This is a genomic window from Tsukamurella sp. TY48, from assembly GCF_019656655.1.
Taxonomy (GTDB): domain Bacteria; phylum Actinomycetota; class Actinomycetes; order Mycobacteriales; family Mycobacteriaceae; genus Tsukamurella; species Tsukamurella strandjordii.
The window spans coordinates 685,729-701,961 of record NZ_BPMV01000001.1 but is presented as its reverse complement, the minus strand read 5'-3'; the positions used below and the strand labels follow the sequence as shown (position 1 = coordinate 701,961).

14 protein-coding genes are annotated in these 16,233 nt (G+C 69.6%); 6 read left to right on the top strand and 8 right to left on the bottom strand.

Going from position 1 to position 16,233, the window contains the following annotated elements; all coding sequences use genetic code 11:
* Positions 1 to 12 precede the first annotated feature (12 nt).
* The 8 genes from TTY48_RS03440 to hisN all read right to left on the bottom strand — a co-directional run bounded on the left by TTY48_RS03440 (position 13) and on the right by hisN (position 11,561).
* Complete coding sequence (locus TTY48_RS03440) at positions 13 to 336, bottom strand: transglycosylase family protein (protein ID WP_220656176.1); 324 nt, start codon at positions 334 to 336, stop codon at positions 13 to 15.
* Between the two features lie 577 nt (positions 337 to 913).
* Positions 914 to 4,417: a tRNA-guanine transglycosylase gene (locus tag TTY48_RS03435; protein ID WP_220656175.1), complete on the bottom strand. Its 3,504-nt coding sequence runs from the start codon at positions 4,415 to 4,417 to the stop codon at positions 914 to 916.
* 162 nt (positions 4,418 to 4,579) lie between these two features.
* A complete protein-coding gene (locus TTY48_RS03430; protein ID WP_220656174.1) occupies positions 4,580 to 5,233 on the bottom strand; it encodes a response regulator transcription factor in 654 nt (217 codons plus the stop codon).
* Positions 5,234 to 5,285: 52 nt separating this feature from the next.
* The gene (locus TTY48_RS03425; protein WP_220656173.1) at positions 5,286 to 6,440 is read right to left on the bottom strand and encodes a sensor histidine kinase; all 1,155 of its coding nucleotides are present in this window, start codon (positions 6,438 to 6,440) and stop codon (positions 5,286 to 5,288) included.
* 85 nt (positions 6,441 to 6,525) lie between these two features.
* On the bottom strand, positions 6,526 to 7,887 hold the full coding sequence (locus TTY48_RS03420) for a deoxyribodipyrimidine photo-lyase (RefSeq protein WP_220656172.1): 1,362 nt from the start codon (positions 7,885 to 7,887) through the stop codon (positions 6,526 to 6,528).
* A gap of 93 nt (positions 7,888 to 7,980) precedes the next feature.
* Positions 7,981 to 9,219, bottom strand: coding sequence for an acyl-CoA dehydrogenase family protein (locus TTY48_RS03415; RefSeq protein WP_220656171.1), 1,239 nt, complete (start codon positions 9,217 to 9,219; stop codon positions 7,981 to 7,983).
* 33 nt (positions 9,220 to 9,252) lie between these two features.
* Positions 9,253 to 10,629: an acyl-CoA dehydrogenase family protein gene (locus tag TTY48_RS03410; RefSeq protein WP_220656170.1), complete on the bottom strand. Its 1,377-nt coding sequence runs from the start codon at positions 10,627 to 10,629 to the stop codon at positions 9,253 to 9,255.
* A 134-nt stretch (positions 10,630 to 10,763) separates the two neighbouring features.
* The gene (gene hisN, locus TTY48_RS03405) at positions 10,764 to 11,561 is read right to left on the bottom strand and encodes a histidinol-phosphatase (RefSeq protein WP_220656169.1); all 798 of its coding nucleotides are present in this window, start codon (positions 11,559 to 11,561) and stop codon (positions 10,764 to 10,766) included.
* Between the two features lie 79 nt (positions 11,562 to 11,640).
* Here hisN and TTY48_RS03400 point away from each other — a divergent pair, with 79 nt between their 5' ends.
* From TTY48_RS03400 to ftsX, 6 genes are read left to right on the top strand one after another with little or no spacing between them, the layout of a single operon-like run.
* Positions 11,641 to 12,033 (top strand): hypothetical protein, encoded by a 393-nt coding sequence (locus TTY48_RS03400; protein ID WP_220656168.1) that lies wholly within the window; start codon positions 11,641 to 11,643, stop codon positions 12,031 to 12,033.
* 2 nt (positions 12,034 to 12,035) lie between these two features.
* Positions 12,036 to 13,151 carry a peptide chain release factor 2 gene (gene prfB, locus TTY48_RS03395; protein WP_220656167.1) on the top strand — a complete coding sequence of 372 codons (1,116 nt, stop codon included), beginning with the start codon at positions 12,036 to 12,038 and terminating at the stop codon, positions 13,149 to 13,151.
* Positions 13,141 to 14,070, top strand: coding sequence for a mechanosensitive ion channel family protein (locus tag TTY48_RS03390; RefSeq protein ID WP_220656166.1), 930 nt, complete (start codon positions 13,141 to 13,143; stop codon positions 14,068 to 14,070). The genes prfB and TTY48_RS03390 overlap by 11 nt, the downstream gene beginning before the upstream one ends.
* Complete coding sequence (locus TTY48_RS03385) at positions 14,067 to 14,570, top strand: hypothetical protein (protein ID WP_220656165.1); 504 nt, start codon at positions 14,067 to 14,069, stop codon at positions 14,568 to 14,570. The genes TTY48_RS03390 and TTY48_RS03385 overlap by 4 nt, the downstream gene beginning before the upstream one ends.
* Positions 14,571 to 14,597: 27 nt before the next feature.
* Positions 14,598 to 15,287 (top strand): cell division ATP-binding protein FtsE, encoded by a 690-nt coding sequence (gene ftsE, locus TTY48_RS03380; protein WP_220656164.1) that lies wholly within the window; start codon positions 14,598 to 14,600, stop codon positions 15,285 to 15,287.
* A 39-nt stretch (positions 15,288 to 15,326) separates the two neighbouring features.
* A complete protein-coding gene (ftsX, locus tag TTY48_RS03375) occupies positions 15,327 to 16,232 on the top strand; it encodes a permease-like cell division protein FtsX (protein WP_220656163.1) in 906 nt (301 codons plus the stop codon).
* Position 16,233: the final 1 nt, after the last annotated feature.

Here is a 16,233-nt window from a genome sequence, read left to right as displayed (position 1 = left end):
TGGGCGAAGCTCTTAGCCGCGACGGCCGCAGCTCGGCCATGCGCCGATGCCCTGCGAACGAAGCACGTTCTCGGCCACGCGGATCTGCTCGGAACGCGAGGCGTTGTGCGGCAGGCCGGAGCCGCCGTTGGCGCGCCACGTCGACGGGCTGAACTGCAGGCCACCGTAGTAACCGTTGCCGGTGTTGGTCGACCAGTTGCCGCCGGACTCGCAGGCAGCGATGGAGTCCCAGTCAACGCTGTCGGCGTTCGCAGCACCGGCGCCGAAAGCGACGGGAGCGGCGACGATCGCGCTGGTGACGGCCATCATGCCCAGGGTCTTACGGATGTTCTTCAAGGGGTTCCTTTCGCCTTGCGCACGCCAAGACACAGCCCGATTGGGGCAGAGGTGTCGGGGAAGATATGGACCGCGCCTTCTCTGTCGGGCACGGCAGTGGGCTGACAAGACTCGGTCAACCTGCGGATCGACGTGGTGCGCCGATCTCCGCGGTCCGGCGCCGGGATTCGATCACTTCGGCGGCGGGCCCACTCACACGCGGGTTCGTGGATTCAGTTTTGTCCCGTCGAGCGGGTCGAGAGAGACAGTAGGCGCTCGGAGCGATGGCGTCACCCCGCTGCGAACCGGTCGCAGTTAGGTAACGGTCGGGTCACGATTGACTGTGATTCCCCTTAGGTCCTGGTCAGATCGAGGAAACGCAGCACACCTTCGCACATGCAATGACCTGCGCAAAGTGATGCGACTCACAGTAAAAACGTGTCGCCGGTCACAGCTTCCGGTAGGTCACGAACAGGTGAACGACGGTGCGCCGGACTGCGCGGCGGCCTCCCCTCCGCGCGCGCAGCCCGACGCAGCGTCTGCGACGTCATCCCTCCACGTCCATCAATTGGACGCACCAGCCGTCCGGACGGTTCCCTCAGGCGTGTGAATCCGCATCGGTCCGCGCCGGGACCGCCGGAGCGGGGATCCGCCGGGGTGACGGGGTTCCCGGCGCTGCCGCGCCGTACCGGCCCAGGAAATCCTCCTGGAACGCCGGGTAGCGGCCCGCAATCAGGGCGTCCCGCATCCGCGCGACCAGGCTCGTGAGGAACCAGGTGTTGTGTCGAGCGGCGATAGCGGTCGCGGCTACCGGGTCGACCCGGTAGAGGTGGTGCAGATAGGCGCGCATCGGAGTCGTGCCGGGCGCGGGCCACGCCTCCGGGGCGGGATCGAGCGGGCGGGTGTCGCCGCGGTGCTGCGGTGCGGACACCGCCAGCGGGCCCGTCGTGGTCAGGACGATGCCGTGCCGCGCGAGTTCGAGCGGTGCTGCGGAATCGACCAGGTCGACTCCGGCGTCGACCGCGGCGAACAGGTCCGCGGGGCCGCGCGCACCACTGAGGTATCGCGGCCGACTGGAATCCAGTTCGTCGATCAGGCTCGCCGGAGCGGTGCCGGCGGCACCCACGATGCGGTATCCGCCGAATCCCAGACCGCCGGAGGCGCGGTCCTCGTCGTGCCGCTGCTGCAACTCGCGAACGGCAGAGGCGTCGGCGTCCGAGCCGAGCGTGGGCCACAGCGAGGTACCGGCGCTGCGCGTCGAACTGAGCCAATTGTGTTCCGCCAGTGCGCGCCGGGCGATCGCGGCGCCCGCGGGCCCGAAGGCGATGTCGCCGCCGAGCCGGTGCGCCGCGGCGAGCGCGGCCGCGGGATCGGCGACCCCGGAGACGTCCACGAACAGCGGGACGTCCCACCGGGCGAAGCCGTGCAATCCGCCCGCCTCGTCGATCAGTTCGGCGCCGGTGGTGCGGTCGATGAGCACCCCGTCGACCGTGATCGCCTGTGCGCCCGCGGATCCGATCGATGCCGGATCGATGCCGGGAGCGGCGGCGAGTGGCGCGAGGGCGACGAACGCGGGCGTCTCGACGGTCCCGTGCGGGGTGTGCAGGGTGCCCGTGCGGGGCCCGGGGCCCGCGGTGCCGGACGAGTCGAAGCGGACCGGATCGACGACGGATCCCGCCTGCAGTCGGGTGTGCGCGGCGATCGAGCGGTAGTCCGAGCGCAGCTCCGAGAGCTCGGCGACCAATGCCCGATTGCTGGCGCGGAGCTCGTCGAGAACGGACTGGTTCCGGGAACCCTGCAGCGCCGGAGCGGGTTTGCGTGGTGCCGGTGCCGGTGCCGGTGCCGGTGCCGGTGCCGGTGCCGGGGGCGCAGCGGCGGCGACGCGTGCGGGCGCCGCGATCTCCTCGGTCTCGTGCTCCGCGACGGGCGCATCGGCATCGGCGGTGCGCAGCGCATCGCCCTCCACATCGATCCGGGGCAGGATCCGGTCCAGCCAGCGCGGCATCCACCAGGCCTTCTCGCCCAGGAGCGACATCGTGGTGGGCATGATGATCATCCGCACCAGGAAGGCGTCGAAGACGATCGCCGCGGCCATGGAGAAGCCCATGAGCTTGAGGAAGGTCTCCGTGGACAGGGTGAACCCGGCGAACACCGAGATCATGATGATCGCCGCTGCGGTGACCACGCGGGCCCCCGAGCTGTAGCCGATGCGGATCGCCTCCTGCGCTTCGGCGCCGTGGTGGTGCTCCTCGCGCATCCGACTGACGAGGAAGACCTGATAGTCCATTGCGAGCCCGAAGACGATGCCGATCAGGAAGATCGGCATGAACACCAGGATCGGGCCGCGCTCCTCGGGGCTGATCCAGCCGAGCCAGCCCTCCTGGAAGAAGCCGACCGTCACACCGAAGGTCGCCGCGATCGACAGCAGGAAGCCGAGCGAGGCGATCACCGGGATGATCACCGACCGGAAGACGATCATCAGCAGGATGATCGCCAGTCCCACCACCACGATGAGGTACAGGGGCAGCTTGGAGGTCAGTGCGTCGGAGAAGTCGGCGTTGATCGCCGCCGCACCACCGATGCCGACGTACGTCCCGGTGGCCGTGCCGATGGCGTCGGCGTGATCGCGGACCTCCGCGAGCAGGTCCGCCGTCTGCTTCGTCGACGGCCCGGAGGCCGGGACGATGATGAACTGGGAGGCGTTGCCGGTCGCGTTCGGCACGGGACCGATGATCCCGCCCGGGCCGAGGCCGTCGAGCTTGCGCACCTCGTCCGCGAAGCGCGTCTCCGCGGCCTTCCGATCGCCCTTGCCCTCATCGTCGATCACCGCGACGAGCGGGGAGGACTTGCCCGCGCCGAAGGCCTCGCTCTGAATCGACGTGGCGGCCTTGTCCGAGGGCGAGGTCACGTCCAGGCCGAGCTCGATCTTGCCGATCGGGATCGCCGCCACCGCGAGTACCGCGACGGCGCCGATGAGGAAGGGGAGCGGACGCTTGGTGAGCAGCTCGCCGATGCGCTGTCCCATCGGGCGGCGCTCGGTCTGATCCGGTGTCCACAGAAAGGGCAGTCGCGGTGTGAAGACCGCGGACTTGAACACACCGAGCAGCGCGGGCAGCACCGTGAGCGCCACCAGCACCGCCAGCGCGACGGTCACCGCGGCGCCGAGCCCCATCTGGCTGAGGAAGGACATGCCGGTGATGGACAGGCCGCACAGCGCGATGATCACCGTCGCACCGGCGAAGACCACGGCGCTGCCGGCCGTCCCCACCGCGAGGCCGGCGGCGTGCGCCCGGTCGTCGGTACGCAGCAGCTCCTGCCGATATCGCGAGATCACGAACAGTGAGTAGTCGATACCGACGGCGAGCCCGATCATCATCGACAGTCCGGTGGTCGAGGTGCCCAGCGTGAGGAAGGACGTACCGATCGCGATCACCGAGGTCGACAGCGCGATGCCGATCAGCGCGGAGACGAGCGGCATGAGCGCCGCGAGCAGCGCCGCGAAGGTGATGATCATGACGATGACCGCCACGACAATGCCGATCATTTCGGCGGGCGGTTCGGCCGGATGCTCGTTCGCCGCGCCCGCCGTTTCCACGGTGAGCCCGGCGTCGGCACCCGCCTGCTTCGCCGCGGCGACCGCGTCCTTGGATTCCTGGGAGACCGTCTTGACGCCGTCGAAGGTGAGGCGGAGCTGGGCGACCCGGCCGTCACCGCTGAGGTTCTCCGCGGCCGCCGCGCCTACGGCGGGGTTGGTGAGCGCGGCGCGCTCGGCCTCGGGGAGTTGGGGTACCTCGCGCAGCTTCGCCACGACCGTGTTGATCGCGGTGGCGTTGTGCCCCTGATCGAGGCGTTGTCCGTCCTTCGACTGGAAGACGACGGTGGCGGTGGGTGCTTGTGTCTCGGCGGTCTGCGGGAAGTTCTTCTGCAGTACCTCCTGCGCCTTCACCGCCTGGCTGCCGGGCAGGTTGAAATCGTCCTTGAAGGGTTCCGACAGTGATGATCCCGCGATCCCGATGCCCACGAGCGCGACGATCCACAGCGAGAGGACCATCCACCACTTGCGGTAGCAGAAGCTGCCGACCTTGTACAGAAACGATGCCATGCTCCCAGTGTGGCCCGCTCCGAAGCGCGGATGGGCACGCTGAAAGAGGTTGTGGACGAGCGCTATCGGAGGAGTAGACGAAGGTCGCGGCGCCCGGCAGCCGGGGTCATACGAAAGTCGTACCGCGCCCGCCGCGGAGGGGGACGGAAGGTGGGGAGTGCGTCAGTTCGTGAGGCCGGCGTCGTGCGCGAGAATCGCGAGCTGCACCCGGTTCGCGGCGTCGAGCTTGTCCAGGAGGCGGGAGACGTGCGTCTTGACGGTGGCCTCGCTCATGAACAGCTCGCGGCCGATCTGCGCATTGGACGAACCGGCGGCCACGCCGAGGAAGACCTCACGCTCCCGGTCGGTGAGCCCGGCGATGCGGTCCACGGCAGCCTTGCGGCGGTCCTCCCGCGGATCGGCGGCGAACCGGTCGATCAGCTTGCGGGTGACGCTGGGGGAGAGCATCGCCTCGCCCGAGGCGACCACCCGGACACCGTCGAGCAACTGCCGGGGTGGGGTGTCCTTGAGCATGAAGCCCGCGGCCCCGGCCTGCAGGGCGCGCATCACGTAGTCGTCGAGGTCGAAGGTGGTGAGCACGATGACCTGCGGCGGAGAGGGCTCGGCGCGCACCGCGGCTGTTGCGGTCAGCCCGTCGGTGGAGGGCATCCGGATGTCCATCAGGACCACGTCGGGGTGCAGGGCGCGCACCAGGCCGACCGCCTCGTCGCCGTCGCCGCCCTCGCCCACGATCTCCAGATCCTCCGCGGATTCGATGATCATCCGGAGGCCGGAACGCACGAGCGGGTCGTCGTCGATGATCACGATGCGGGTCACACGGCCTCCTGACAGGATCGGCCTTCATCCTGCCACGGCCGGGGAAGGCCGATCAGTCCGATTCCGGGACGGGCAGTTCGGCGTACACCCGCCAGCCGCCGTCGGGCGTACCGGAGGAGGTCATCCACCCGCCCGCGAGTTGCACCCGCTCCGAGAGGCCGATCAGGCCGGCGCCCGAACCGGGGAGCGGATGTGCGGCCCCGCCCAGGGACGGGCCGTTGGTCACCTCCACGGAGAGCACCCGCCGCACCAACCGGACAGCGACCACGGTCACGGCCGGCCCGGCGTGCTTGCGCACGTTCGTCAGGCTCTCCTGGACGATGCGATAGGCCGTGCGGCCCAGGGCGTCCGGCACCTGCCCGCCGTCGAGCTCGGTCTCCAACGCGATCTCGGTGCCGGCCACCCGGGACTGCTCCACGAGCCGCGGGAGATCGTCGATTCCGGGCTGCGGGACCAGGGGCTCGCTCTCCGAGCCGCGCAACACCCCCAGGACGCCGCGCAGGTCCTCGAGGGTCTGGTGCGCCGTGCTGCGGATTTCGGCGGCGGCGAGCTCGACCCTCGGCGCGGCGGCTCCCGCGTTCACCTCGAGCGCGCCCGCCTGCAGTGCGATCAGCGAGACCTTGTGGGCCAGAACGTCGTGCATCTCCCGCGCGATGCGCGAGCGCTCCGCCGTCCGCGCCTGCGCGGCGCGCAGCTCACGTTCCTCCTCCGCCCGGATCGCGCGCTCGCGCAGCGATTCCAGCAGGTCGCGGCGGGCGCCCACGTAGGAGCCCCAGAGCGCGAAGACCACGGTGAAGGCCGCTCCGGCCAACAGGTCTCGCGGTGCCCAGGACGCACTCGTCCACGGGTGGGGAAGGCCGATGCACGCCGTGATGAACAGCGTCGCGAAGATCAGGACCCGGTCCCGCCTGCGGACCGCGAGTGTGAACAGGCCCAGCAGGGAGGCGGCGCAGAATCCGATCGCCACCGTCAGCAGGCCGCCGAGCACGGTGACCTCCAGGGGCCACCGACGGCGCCACCACAGCGCGATCGAGCCCGCCAACCCGAGTACGAGGTACACCGCGCCCGCGAACGAGCCCCGCGTCCGCCACTCCGTCACGGCGATGGCCACGGCCACCGCGGCGGACAGCGCGACGAAACCCGCGTCTCGCAGGGCGGGGGCGGTCCACCACCGCTGCAGCCGCTGCGTCGAGACGCTCATACCCATGCCGATCACGGTACTGCGCGACCCGAGCGCGGGGCATGCCCCGAAGGTCGCGGCGGTGCGTCCGCGGCGTACGACTTTCGTCGCGTTACTTCCCGCGAGCCCTGCGGTACCGCAGCAGCGTCTCCTCGCGTTCCTGCGCATGGTCGACGATGCGGGTGGGATAGCCGTGCGCGTACCCGTCCGGATGTTTCCACGGATGCAGCGCCGCGGAGCCGTCCAGGTGGCGCAGCTCCGGCACGTAGCGGCGCACGTAATCGCCGCGCGGATCGAACTTCTCCGCCTGCGCGGTGGGGTTGAACACCCGGAAGTAGGGTGCGGCATCGGTGCCGGTGCCCGACACCCACTGCCAGCCGTGGGCGTTCGACGCCGGATCGCCGTCGATCAGCAGATCGAGGAAATGCGCTGCGCCGTGCGGCCACCAGTGGTGCAGGTCCTTGCCGAGGAAGCTCGCCACCACCATCCGCACCCGGTTGTGCATCCAGCCCTCGGCGCGCAGCTGTCGCATGCCGGCGTCGACCAGGGGGAAGCCGGTCTCGCCCCGCTGCCAGGCGGCGAAGTCGTCACCCGGGGCGTCGTACTCCAGCCCGGCGAGGGCATCGGTCAGATCGTGGCGCAGCGACCGCGGATGGTGGTGCAGGACGTCGGCGTAGAACTCGCGCCAGCACAGCTCGGAGACGAACTTCGCGGCGCCCTCGCCGCCGGTGTCCCGCAGGTCCGCGAGTAGCGTGCGCGGATGTACCGCTCCCACCTTGAGATAGGGCGACAGGCGCGACGAGGTGTCCAGATCCGGGCGGTCGCGGTCGTCGGCGTAGCGCGGCAGGTCGTCCGCGCGGAAGCGGTCCCAGGCTCGCGCCGCGGCGTCCTCACCCGCGGGTGGGAGGGGAACCGTGCAGGCGTCCACCGCTTCTCGCAGCGATCGCCGAACCGGCTCCGCGGCGCCGGCGGGCGCTCCCCAGCGCAGCGGCGTCGCGGGCCGTGCGGGTGCCGGCCACCGGTGCTCGTGCCAGGCGCGCTGGAAGGCGCCGAAGACGCGGTAGGGGCTGCCGTCGGCCTTGGTCACCCGGCCCGGAGTCACCGCGTACGGCGATCCGGTCTCCACCCAGTCGATGCCGTGCTCGGCCAGCCGGGACTGCACGGCGGCATCCCGGCGCCGCCCGAACGGGGTGGTCTCCCGGCTCACGTGCACCGCGGTGGCTCCGGCCTCCCGGGCGGCATCGAGGACCGCGTCGGCGGGGGTGCCGGTCCGCAGGTGCAGGCCGCCGTCCAGCTGTGCGTCGAGTGCGAGGACCGAGGCGGCGTACCAGGCGTCGCGCGGGCGGGCACCGTCGCCGAAGAGGGCGGGGTCGATCACGACCAGGGGGACCACCGGGCCGTCCGCGGCCGCCGCGCACAGCGCGGGATTGTCGCGCAGTCGCAGATCGCGCCGGGCCCACCAGAGCACCGTCATCGGGTCGAGTTCCGTGTGCGCATGACGGCCACGCTACCGACGACGAACGGGGCGCCGCCATCCGGCGACGCCCCGTAGGTCCTCCACCCCGGTCTACTTCAGCTGCGAGCTGTTCAGATCCAAGTGGCGGCGGGCGATGATCAACTGCTGGATCTGCTGGGTGCCCTCGAAGATGTCCAGGATCTTCGAATCGCGCGCCCACTTCTCCAGCAGGGTGCGCTCCGAGTAGCCCAGCGCCCCCGCGAGTTCCACGGCCTTGAGGGTGACATCCGATCCCACCCGGCCGGCCTTGGCCTTGGCCATCGACGCGTTCTTCGAGTTGGGGATCTTGTTATCGGCCATCCAGCCCGACTTCAGCGTCAGCTGGTAGGCGGCCTCCCAATCGGACTCCAGGCGGATGAACTCGGCGGCCGCGTGCGGGACCGTGTTCACCGGGGCGTCGTAATCGATGGTGATGCCGGCGTCCTCGAGGACGGTGCGCAGTTCCTCGAGCGACGCCCGCGCCACACCGATGGCCATGGCGGCCACCAGGGGGCGGGTGTTGTCGAAGGTCTGCATGACCCCCGCGAAACCCTTCTCGACGTTCACCTCGGGGCTGCCGAGGATGTTCTCGAAGGGGATGCGGCAGTCCTCGAACCGGATCTCCGCGGTATCGGAGGCACGGATGCCCAGCTTGTGCTCGAGGCGCGCCACGGTAACGCCCGGGTGCTCGCGCGGCACCACGAAGGACTTGATCGCCGCGCGGCCCGCGCTCTTGTCCACGGTCGCCCACACCACGATGTGGTCGGCGCGCGAGCCCGAGGTGACGAAGATCTTGGTGCCGTTGAGGACCCACTCGTCGCCGTCGCGGGTGGCGGTGGCGGTCACGGCCGCCGAGTCCGAGCCGAAGGAGGGCTCGGTGATCGCCATCGACGCCCACACCTTGCCGAAGCGCTCCAGCTGCTCGTCGGTGGCCACCGCGGCGATCGCGGCGTTACCGAGGCCCTGGTACGGGAAGGCGAGCATGAGGCCCGCATCGCCCCAGCACATCTCGATCGCGTTGATGATCGATTCCATGGTGCCGCCGTTGCGGGTGCCCAGCGGCAGTTCGGGCTCGGGCTTGGGGGCCTCGTCGCCCTCACCCTTCTTGCGGTCGCCGCTCGCCGCCGACGGTGCCTGGCCGGCGTCGGCCAGCCCGTCGTACAGCGCCGCGATGGTGTCGAGCTCCTTGGGGTACTCGTGCTCGGCGAGGTCGTACTTGCGCGAGATGGGGCGGAAGATCTCGGCCGCACCCTGGTGCGACATCTCGGCCGACGCCTTCAGCTTCTTGGGAAGTTCCAGATTGATTGCCATGATGGTTCTTTCGTCTGTCAGAAGTCGATTGGCCTAGAGGACGACGACGCCCTCGGCGATGCCCACACCGCGCAGGTCGCGGTACCAGCGCTCCACCGGATGCTCCTTGGTGAAGCCGTGGCCGCCGAGCAGCTGCACACCGTCGAGGCCGATGCGCATGCCCTTGTCGGTGGCGAACTTCCGTGCCAGCGCGGCCTCCCGGCCGAACGACAGGCCCTGCTCGGCGCGTGAGGCGCCGCGCCACACCAGTAGCTCCAGGCCGTCCACCTCGGTCGCCATATCGGCCACCGCGAAGGCGACGGCCTGACGGTGCGCGATCGGCTCACCGAAGGCCTCGCGCTCCTTGACGTACGGCGTCACGTAGTCGAGCACGGCGCGCGAGGTGCCCAGCGCCAGCGCCGACCAGCCGAGGCGGGCCAGGCGCACCACGTCGGTGTAGTTCTGCACGGCGGTGTCGAGGTCGACCTCACCCAGCAGCGCGGTCGACGGGACCTTGACGTTGTTGAGGTTCAGCCGGCCCAGTGCGGCGGCGCGCAGGCCCATGCTGGGATCGCCCTCGACGATCACGCCGTTGGTGCCCGACTCCACGATGAACAGGGCGGGCTTGCCGTCCAGCTCGGCGCCCACCACGAAGAGCTCGGCGGTGGCGGCCTGGGGGACCAGCGACTTCACGCCGGTCAGCACGTAGCCGCCCGAGGTGCGAGTGGCCTTGGTGGACAGCGCGAACGGGTCGAACAGCGCACCCGGCTCGGCGATCACCACGGAGGACTGCGGCACCTGCTCGCCCGCGTACTCCTTGAGGTAGGTCTGCTGCTGGCCGTCGGAGCCGTACTGCGCCAGCGTGACCGCCACGCCGCTCGGCGCCAGGATCGGCAGCGCGAGGCCCATATCGCCGTAGGCGAGTGCCTCCGCGACCAGGGCGTTGGTCACGGCACCGCGGTCGCTGCCGGCACCGTCGAGCTCCTCCGGCACGTTGATCATCGTGATGCCCAGCTCGGTGGCGCGCTCGAGGAGCGAATCCGGGGCGGCGGTGGCCGCATCGGCCTCGAAGGCCGCGGGGCGGATGATCTCGGCGGCGAAGTCCTTGACCGTGTCCACGATCATCTTCTGCTCATCGTCGGGCGTGAGGTCGTAGTTCGACTTCGACGAGGAGCCGAGGCGCTTGGGCTTGCCGGTGCTGGTGACCACCTGGAAGGTGCGGTTGGCGGCGCCGAGTGCCTTGAAGCCGGTCTTGGTGCCCTCGTAGGCGACGCGGTTCACGAGGCCCTGGAGGCCGCGGTTCTGCACGAACGGGGTCTGGACCACGGCCATCAGGGCGCGGATCAGCTGTCCGGTCGGGTTCCGCCGGATCGGGTTCTTCCCGACGGCGCTGGTGTCCCGGGGGTCGGTTGACGTGCTCATCTCCACCATCTTGTCGTCGTGGCGACCTCGCTGCGCGGAGAGATTCCGGGCCCGTCGATCGCCAACTTACTCTTGAGTCAGGAGCGACCTTACTCCGCAGTAAGATCGGTGCCAAGAGGTGGGACGAAATGTGTCTCGTTGTGTCAGGGGGTGAGACGCGCGAGCACCTGGGGATGCAGCGCGGGGTTGGCCGCGACGGCGGACCCCGCGTGCGGCCCGGGCGTACCGTCGGTGCCCGTGAACAGGCCGCCGGCCTCGCGCACCAGGATCTCCACCGCGGCCAGATCCCACAGGGAGACTTCGGGTTCCACGGCGACGTCCACCGATCCTTCGGCCACCAGGCAGTAGCTCCAGAAGTCGCCGTAGCCCCGCAGCCGCCAGGCATCATCGGCCAGGGCCAGGAAACGGTCGCGCCCGGCGCGGTCCGCGAAATACGACAGGTCGGAGAAGGAGATGCTCGCGTCCGCGATCTCCCGGACCGCCGAGACCGAGATCCGCACCGGCTCGCCACCGTCGAACTGGACGAACGCACCCGAGCCGGCCGAGGCGAACCAGCGGCGGCGCAGCGCGGGCGCCGAGACCACGCCCACTGTGGGCACGCCGTCCTCCAACAGCGCGATGAGCGTGGACCACACCGGGACCGCACGCACGAAGTTCTTGGTGCCGTCGATGGGATCGAGCACCCACTGCCGCCCGGAGAAGACGGGCTCGCCGCCGAACTCCTCGCCGAGTACCGCATCGCCGGGGCGCTCGGCGGCCAGACGCTCGCGGATCAGGGTCTCGGTGGCGAGATCGGCATCGGAGACCGGGGTCAGGTCCGGCTTGGCGTCCACCTTCAGGTCCAGCGCGCCGAACCGCGCCATGGTCAGCTCGTCCGCGGCATCGGCGAGGCTCAGGGCCAGCTGGAGGTCGGGATTCGGGTTCGACGGTGCGCTCGACATAGCTGCACGGTAATCGAGCCCGCGGCCCCGGTTCGTCGCACGCCCCACAGCAGTGCCCACCGTCGGTAATCTGGACATCATGGAGTTCATCTGGATCGCGTTCCTGGCCGTGGTGGTCGCCGCGCTGATCATCGGTTGGCAGCGCTCGAAGAAGACGGCGGTGGGCACCGCCCCCGCCGGCCCGGGCCTCGAGGACGGCGTCCTCACCCTCAGCGGCGTCAGCCCGCGGCCCCTGGAGGCGGATCAGAAGGGACAGGCCTTCGTCACCGTGTCCGGCAGCATCGCCGGCCCCACCACCGCACCCACTGCCGTGTACCGGCAACTCGTGGTGGACTTCTCGCAGCGCTGGCCCGAGGTGGGTGACCAGTGGCCCGTCTACTACAAGGTGGGCAAGGTCGACAGCTCCTGGCAGCTCGGCAGCCTTACCCCGCCGCCGGACTCCGCCGGGCCGCCCGAGCAGTATCCTGGATAACTGTGCAACCTGACGTGATCGCAGACATCGAGAGCCTCGAGACCACCCTCCAGACGGTGGAGAAGGTGATCGACCTCGACGAGCTGCGCCGCCGCGTCGACGAGCTGGAGCACAAGGCCTCGGATCCGGAGCTGTGGAACGACCAGGCCAATGCCCAGCAGGTCACCAGCCAGCTCTCGCACGCCCAGTCCGAGCTGCGCCGGGTCACCGACCTGCGGCAGCGGCTCGACGATCTGCCGGTGCTCTACGAGCTCGCCGAGGCCGAGGAGGGCGACGACCTGGCCGCCGCCCTGGAGGACGCCGACGCCGATCGCGCGAAGCTGCGCACCGAGATCGAGGCGATGGAAGTCAAGACCATGCTCTCGGGCGAGTACGACAGCCGCGACGCGCTGATCAACATCCGCTCCGGCGCCGGCGGTGTGGACGCCGCGGACTGGGCCGAGATGCTCATGCGCATGTACATCCGCTGGGCCGAGAAGCACGGCTACGGCGTGGAGGTCTACGACACCAGCTACGCCGAGGAGGCGGGCCTGAAGTCCGCGACCTTCGCCGTGAAGACCGACTACGCCTACGGCACCCTCTCCGTGGAGATGGGCACCCACCGCCTCGTGCGGATCAGCCCGTTCGACAACCAGGGCCGCCGCCAGACCTCCTTCGCCGAGGTCGAGGTGCTGCCCGTGGTGGAGACCACCGACCACATCGACGTCGACGAGAACGAGGTGCGCGTGGACGTGTACCGCTCGTCCGGCCCGGGCGGCCAGTCGGTCAACACCACCGACTCCGCGGTCCGCCTCACGCACATCCCGACCGGCATCGTGGTCACCTGTCAGAACGAGAAGAGCCAGCTGCAGAACAAGGTCTCCGCCATGAAGGTGCTGCAGGCCAAGCTGCTGGAGCGCAAGCGCCAGGAGGAGCGGGCCCAGATGGACGCGCTCAAGACCAACGAGGGCGCGTCGTGGGGCAACCAGATGCGCTCCTACGTGCTGCATCCGTACCAGATGGTCAAGGACCTGCGGACGAACTACGAGGTCAACAACCCGTCGGCCGTGCTCGACGGTGACCTGGACGGCTTCATCGAGGCCGGCATCCGCTGGCGGATGCGCGGCGATGACGAGTAGCACGCTCGCACTCTCGTTCACCTCGTTCGATACGACGGGGTGGCGACTGCTGATGTTCGAGCGGGTGCTGCCGATCGCCCTCTGGTCGATCGCCGCCGTCCTGGCCAACCGGTTCGTCAATTGGGCCTCCGCGCGCGTCACCCGCCGGATCGACGCCGAGTTCAAGAACAGCGATTCGCTGGTGCGCTCGGAGTCCGCGAAGCACCAGCACGCCGTGATCCAGGTGATCAGCTGGGTGGCCATCGCCGCGATCTACCTGTTCGCCGGCTACCAGATCATCGTGGCGCTGGGCGTCCCGATCACCGCGCTGGTCGCACCCGCCACCGTGATCGGTGCGGCGCTGGGCTTCGGCGCGCAGCGCGTAGTGCAGGACCTACTGGCCGGGTTCTTCCTGATCACCGAGCGGCAGTACGGCTTCGGCGACGTCGTCGCGCTCACGCTGACCGGAGGCTCGACGGCGGAGGGCACCGTCGAGGACGTCACCCTGCGCGTCACCAAGCTCCGCAACACCGACGGCGAGGTGATCACCGTCCCGAACGGGCAGGTGGTCAAGGCCACCAACCTGTCGAAGGACTGGGCCCGCGCCGTCGTCGACATCCCGCTGCCCACCACCGTGGACATCGGCAAGGTGAACGCGCTCCTGCACACCGTGGGGGAGCGGGCGTACCAGGACCCGTACATGTCCACGCTGCTGCTCGACGAGCCCAGCGTGATGGGCGTCGAATCGATCGACCTCGACCAGGTGAACATGCGGATGGTGGCGCGTACCCTCCCGGGTAAGCAGTTCGAGGTGGGCCGCAACCTGCGCGAACGCATCGTGCGCAGCCTCGCCACCGCCGGCATCTCGGTCGATCCGCGCACCGACACCGTCGACCCGCGCACCGAGACCGCCCAGAGTGACGACAAGGCGGCCACATGACCGACGACAAGCCCGTCTCCCCACCCCTCTGGGATCGACTGCCGAAGTACATCCGCGGCACCCGCATCCGCACCAGCACCGCGATCCTGGTCGTGCTGTTCGTGGTGCTGATGGCCTGGTACCAGGACCTGCGGCAGCAGTTCGTGCCGCAGGAGGAGCGCAGGTACGGCCCCACCGCCGGACCGACGGAGACGACGCCGCCCGCGGCCAATCAGCCCTGGGTGTCCGGTACCACCACGCTCACCCGGCCGCCCAGTTCGACGACCATGCCGTCCACGACGCCCTCGGGATCGTCCGGCGCACCGTCGTCCGGGCCGTCCGTATCGGGCAGCGCTGCGCCCCGCCCCGGGCAGCCGACGGCGAGCGGACAGGTCCCGTCGGGCACCACGACGGTGACCATCCCGAGCCCGACCGCCCCCACGGTGCCGCAGCCGGGAGGGCCGGAAACCGGCACTACATCGCCCGGCGGCGCACCGACAACGACAGTTGCACCGGGTTAGGCCGGGGCGTCAGTACACTGGGCGACCGTGATCACGCTCCAGAACGTCACGATGAAATACAAGGCGTCGGCCCGGCCTGCGCTGAACGACCTGTCGCTGAGCATCGGCAAGGGTGAGTTCGCCTTTCTGATCGGTCCCTCGGGATCGGGCAAATCGACGTTCTTCCGGCTGCTCCTCAAGGAGGACAAGCCCACCAGCGGCGATGTCTACGTGGGCGACTTCCACGTCAACAAGCTGTCCGGGCGGAAGGTGCCGCAGCTGCGGCAGTCGCTGGGCTGCGTCTTCCAGGACTTCCGGCTGCTGCAGCAGAAGTCCGTGGCGGAGAACGTGGCCTTCGCTCTCGAGGTGATCGGCAAGCCGAGCAACGTGATCGACCGCACCGTGCCGCAGGTCCTCGATTACGTGGGGCTGGGCGGCAAGGCCAACCGGATGCCCAACGAGCTCTCCGGCGGCGAGAAGCAGCGCGTCGCGATCGCCCGCGCGATCGCCAACCGGCCGCTGCTGCTGCTGGCCGATGAGCCCACCGGCAACCTCGATCCCGACACCTCCGCCGAGATCGTGGACGTGCTCGACCGCATCAACCGGTCCGGGACCACCGTGGTCATGGCCACGCACGACCGGCACATCGTGGACTCGATGCGCCGCCGCGTGATCGAGTTCCGCATGGGCGACATCGTGCGCGACGACGCCACCGGTGTGTACGGCCTCGGCCGCTGACCGCCCGCTGATCGAGACGAATCCGAAGGACTGATTACCGTGCGTGCCAGCTTCATCACCAGCGAGGTCGCCACCGGCCTGCGCCGGAACGTGAGCATGACCATCGCCATGATCCTCACCACCGCCATCTCGCTCGGCATGTTCGGCGGCGGCCTGCTCGTGGTGCGAATGGCCGACAAGAGCCAGGACATCTTCCTGCAGCGCGTCGAGATCCAGGTGTTCGTCGACGACAAGGTCGCGGCCGACGATCCGAACTGCCAGAAGGCGGTGTGCCAGGCGATCGAGACCACGCTCAAACAGCAGGCGGGCGTCGACTCCGTGGACTTCATCTCCCAGGAGCAGGCGCTGAACACGGCGAAGACGAAGACCTTCGCCGAGCAGCCCGATCTCGCCGAACTGGTGCGCCCCGGCGTGCTCCCCGCCTCGTTCAAGGTGCGGGTGAACGACGACTCCAAGTTCGCGTCCGTGATCGACGTGGCCAAGGCGCAGCCCGGCGTGACCGATGTGCAGGATCAGCGCAAGCTGGTCGAACGCGTCTTCTCGGTGCTCAACGGCGCCCGCAACGCGGCCTTCTTCATCGCGCTGATCCAGGCCGTCGCCGCGGTGCTGCTGATCGCGAACATGGTGCAGGTGGCGGCGTACACCCGCCGAACCGAGGTGTCGATCATGCGGTTGGTGGGCGCGAGCCGCTGGTACACGCAGCTGCCCTTCCTGCTGGAGGCGATGTTCGCCGCGGTGATCGGCGCCGTGCTCGCCATCGGCGGCCTGTTCGCCGGGAAGACCTTCTTCTTCGACCGGGCGCTGCGCGAGTTCTACGGGGTCAACATCCTGGCCCGGATCACCAACACCGACGTGTGGCTGGTGTCGCCGTGGCTCATCCTGACCGGTGCCGTGGGTGCCGGCCTCACCGCGTACCTCACGCTCCGCTTCTACGTCCGCGAATAGC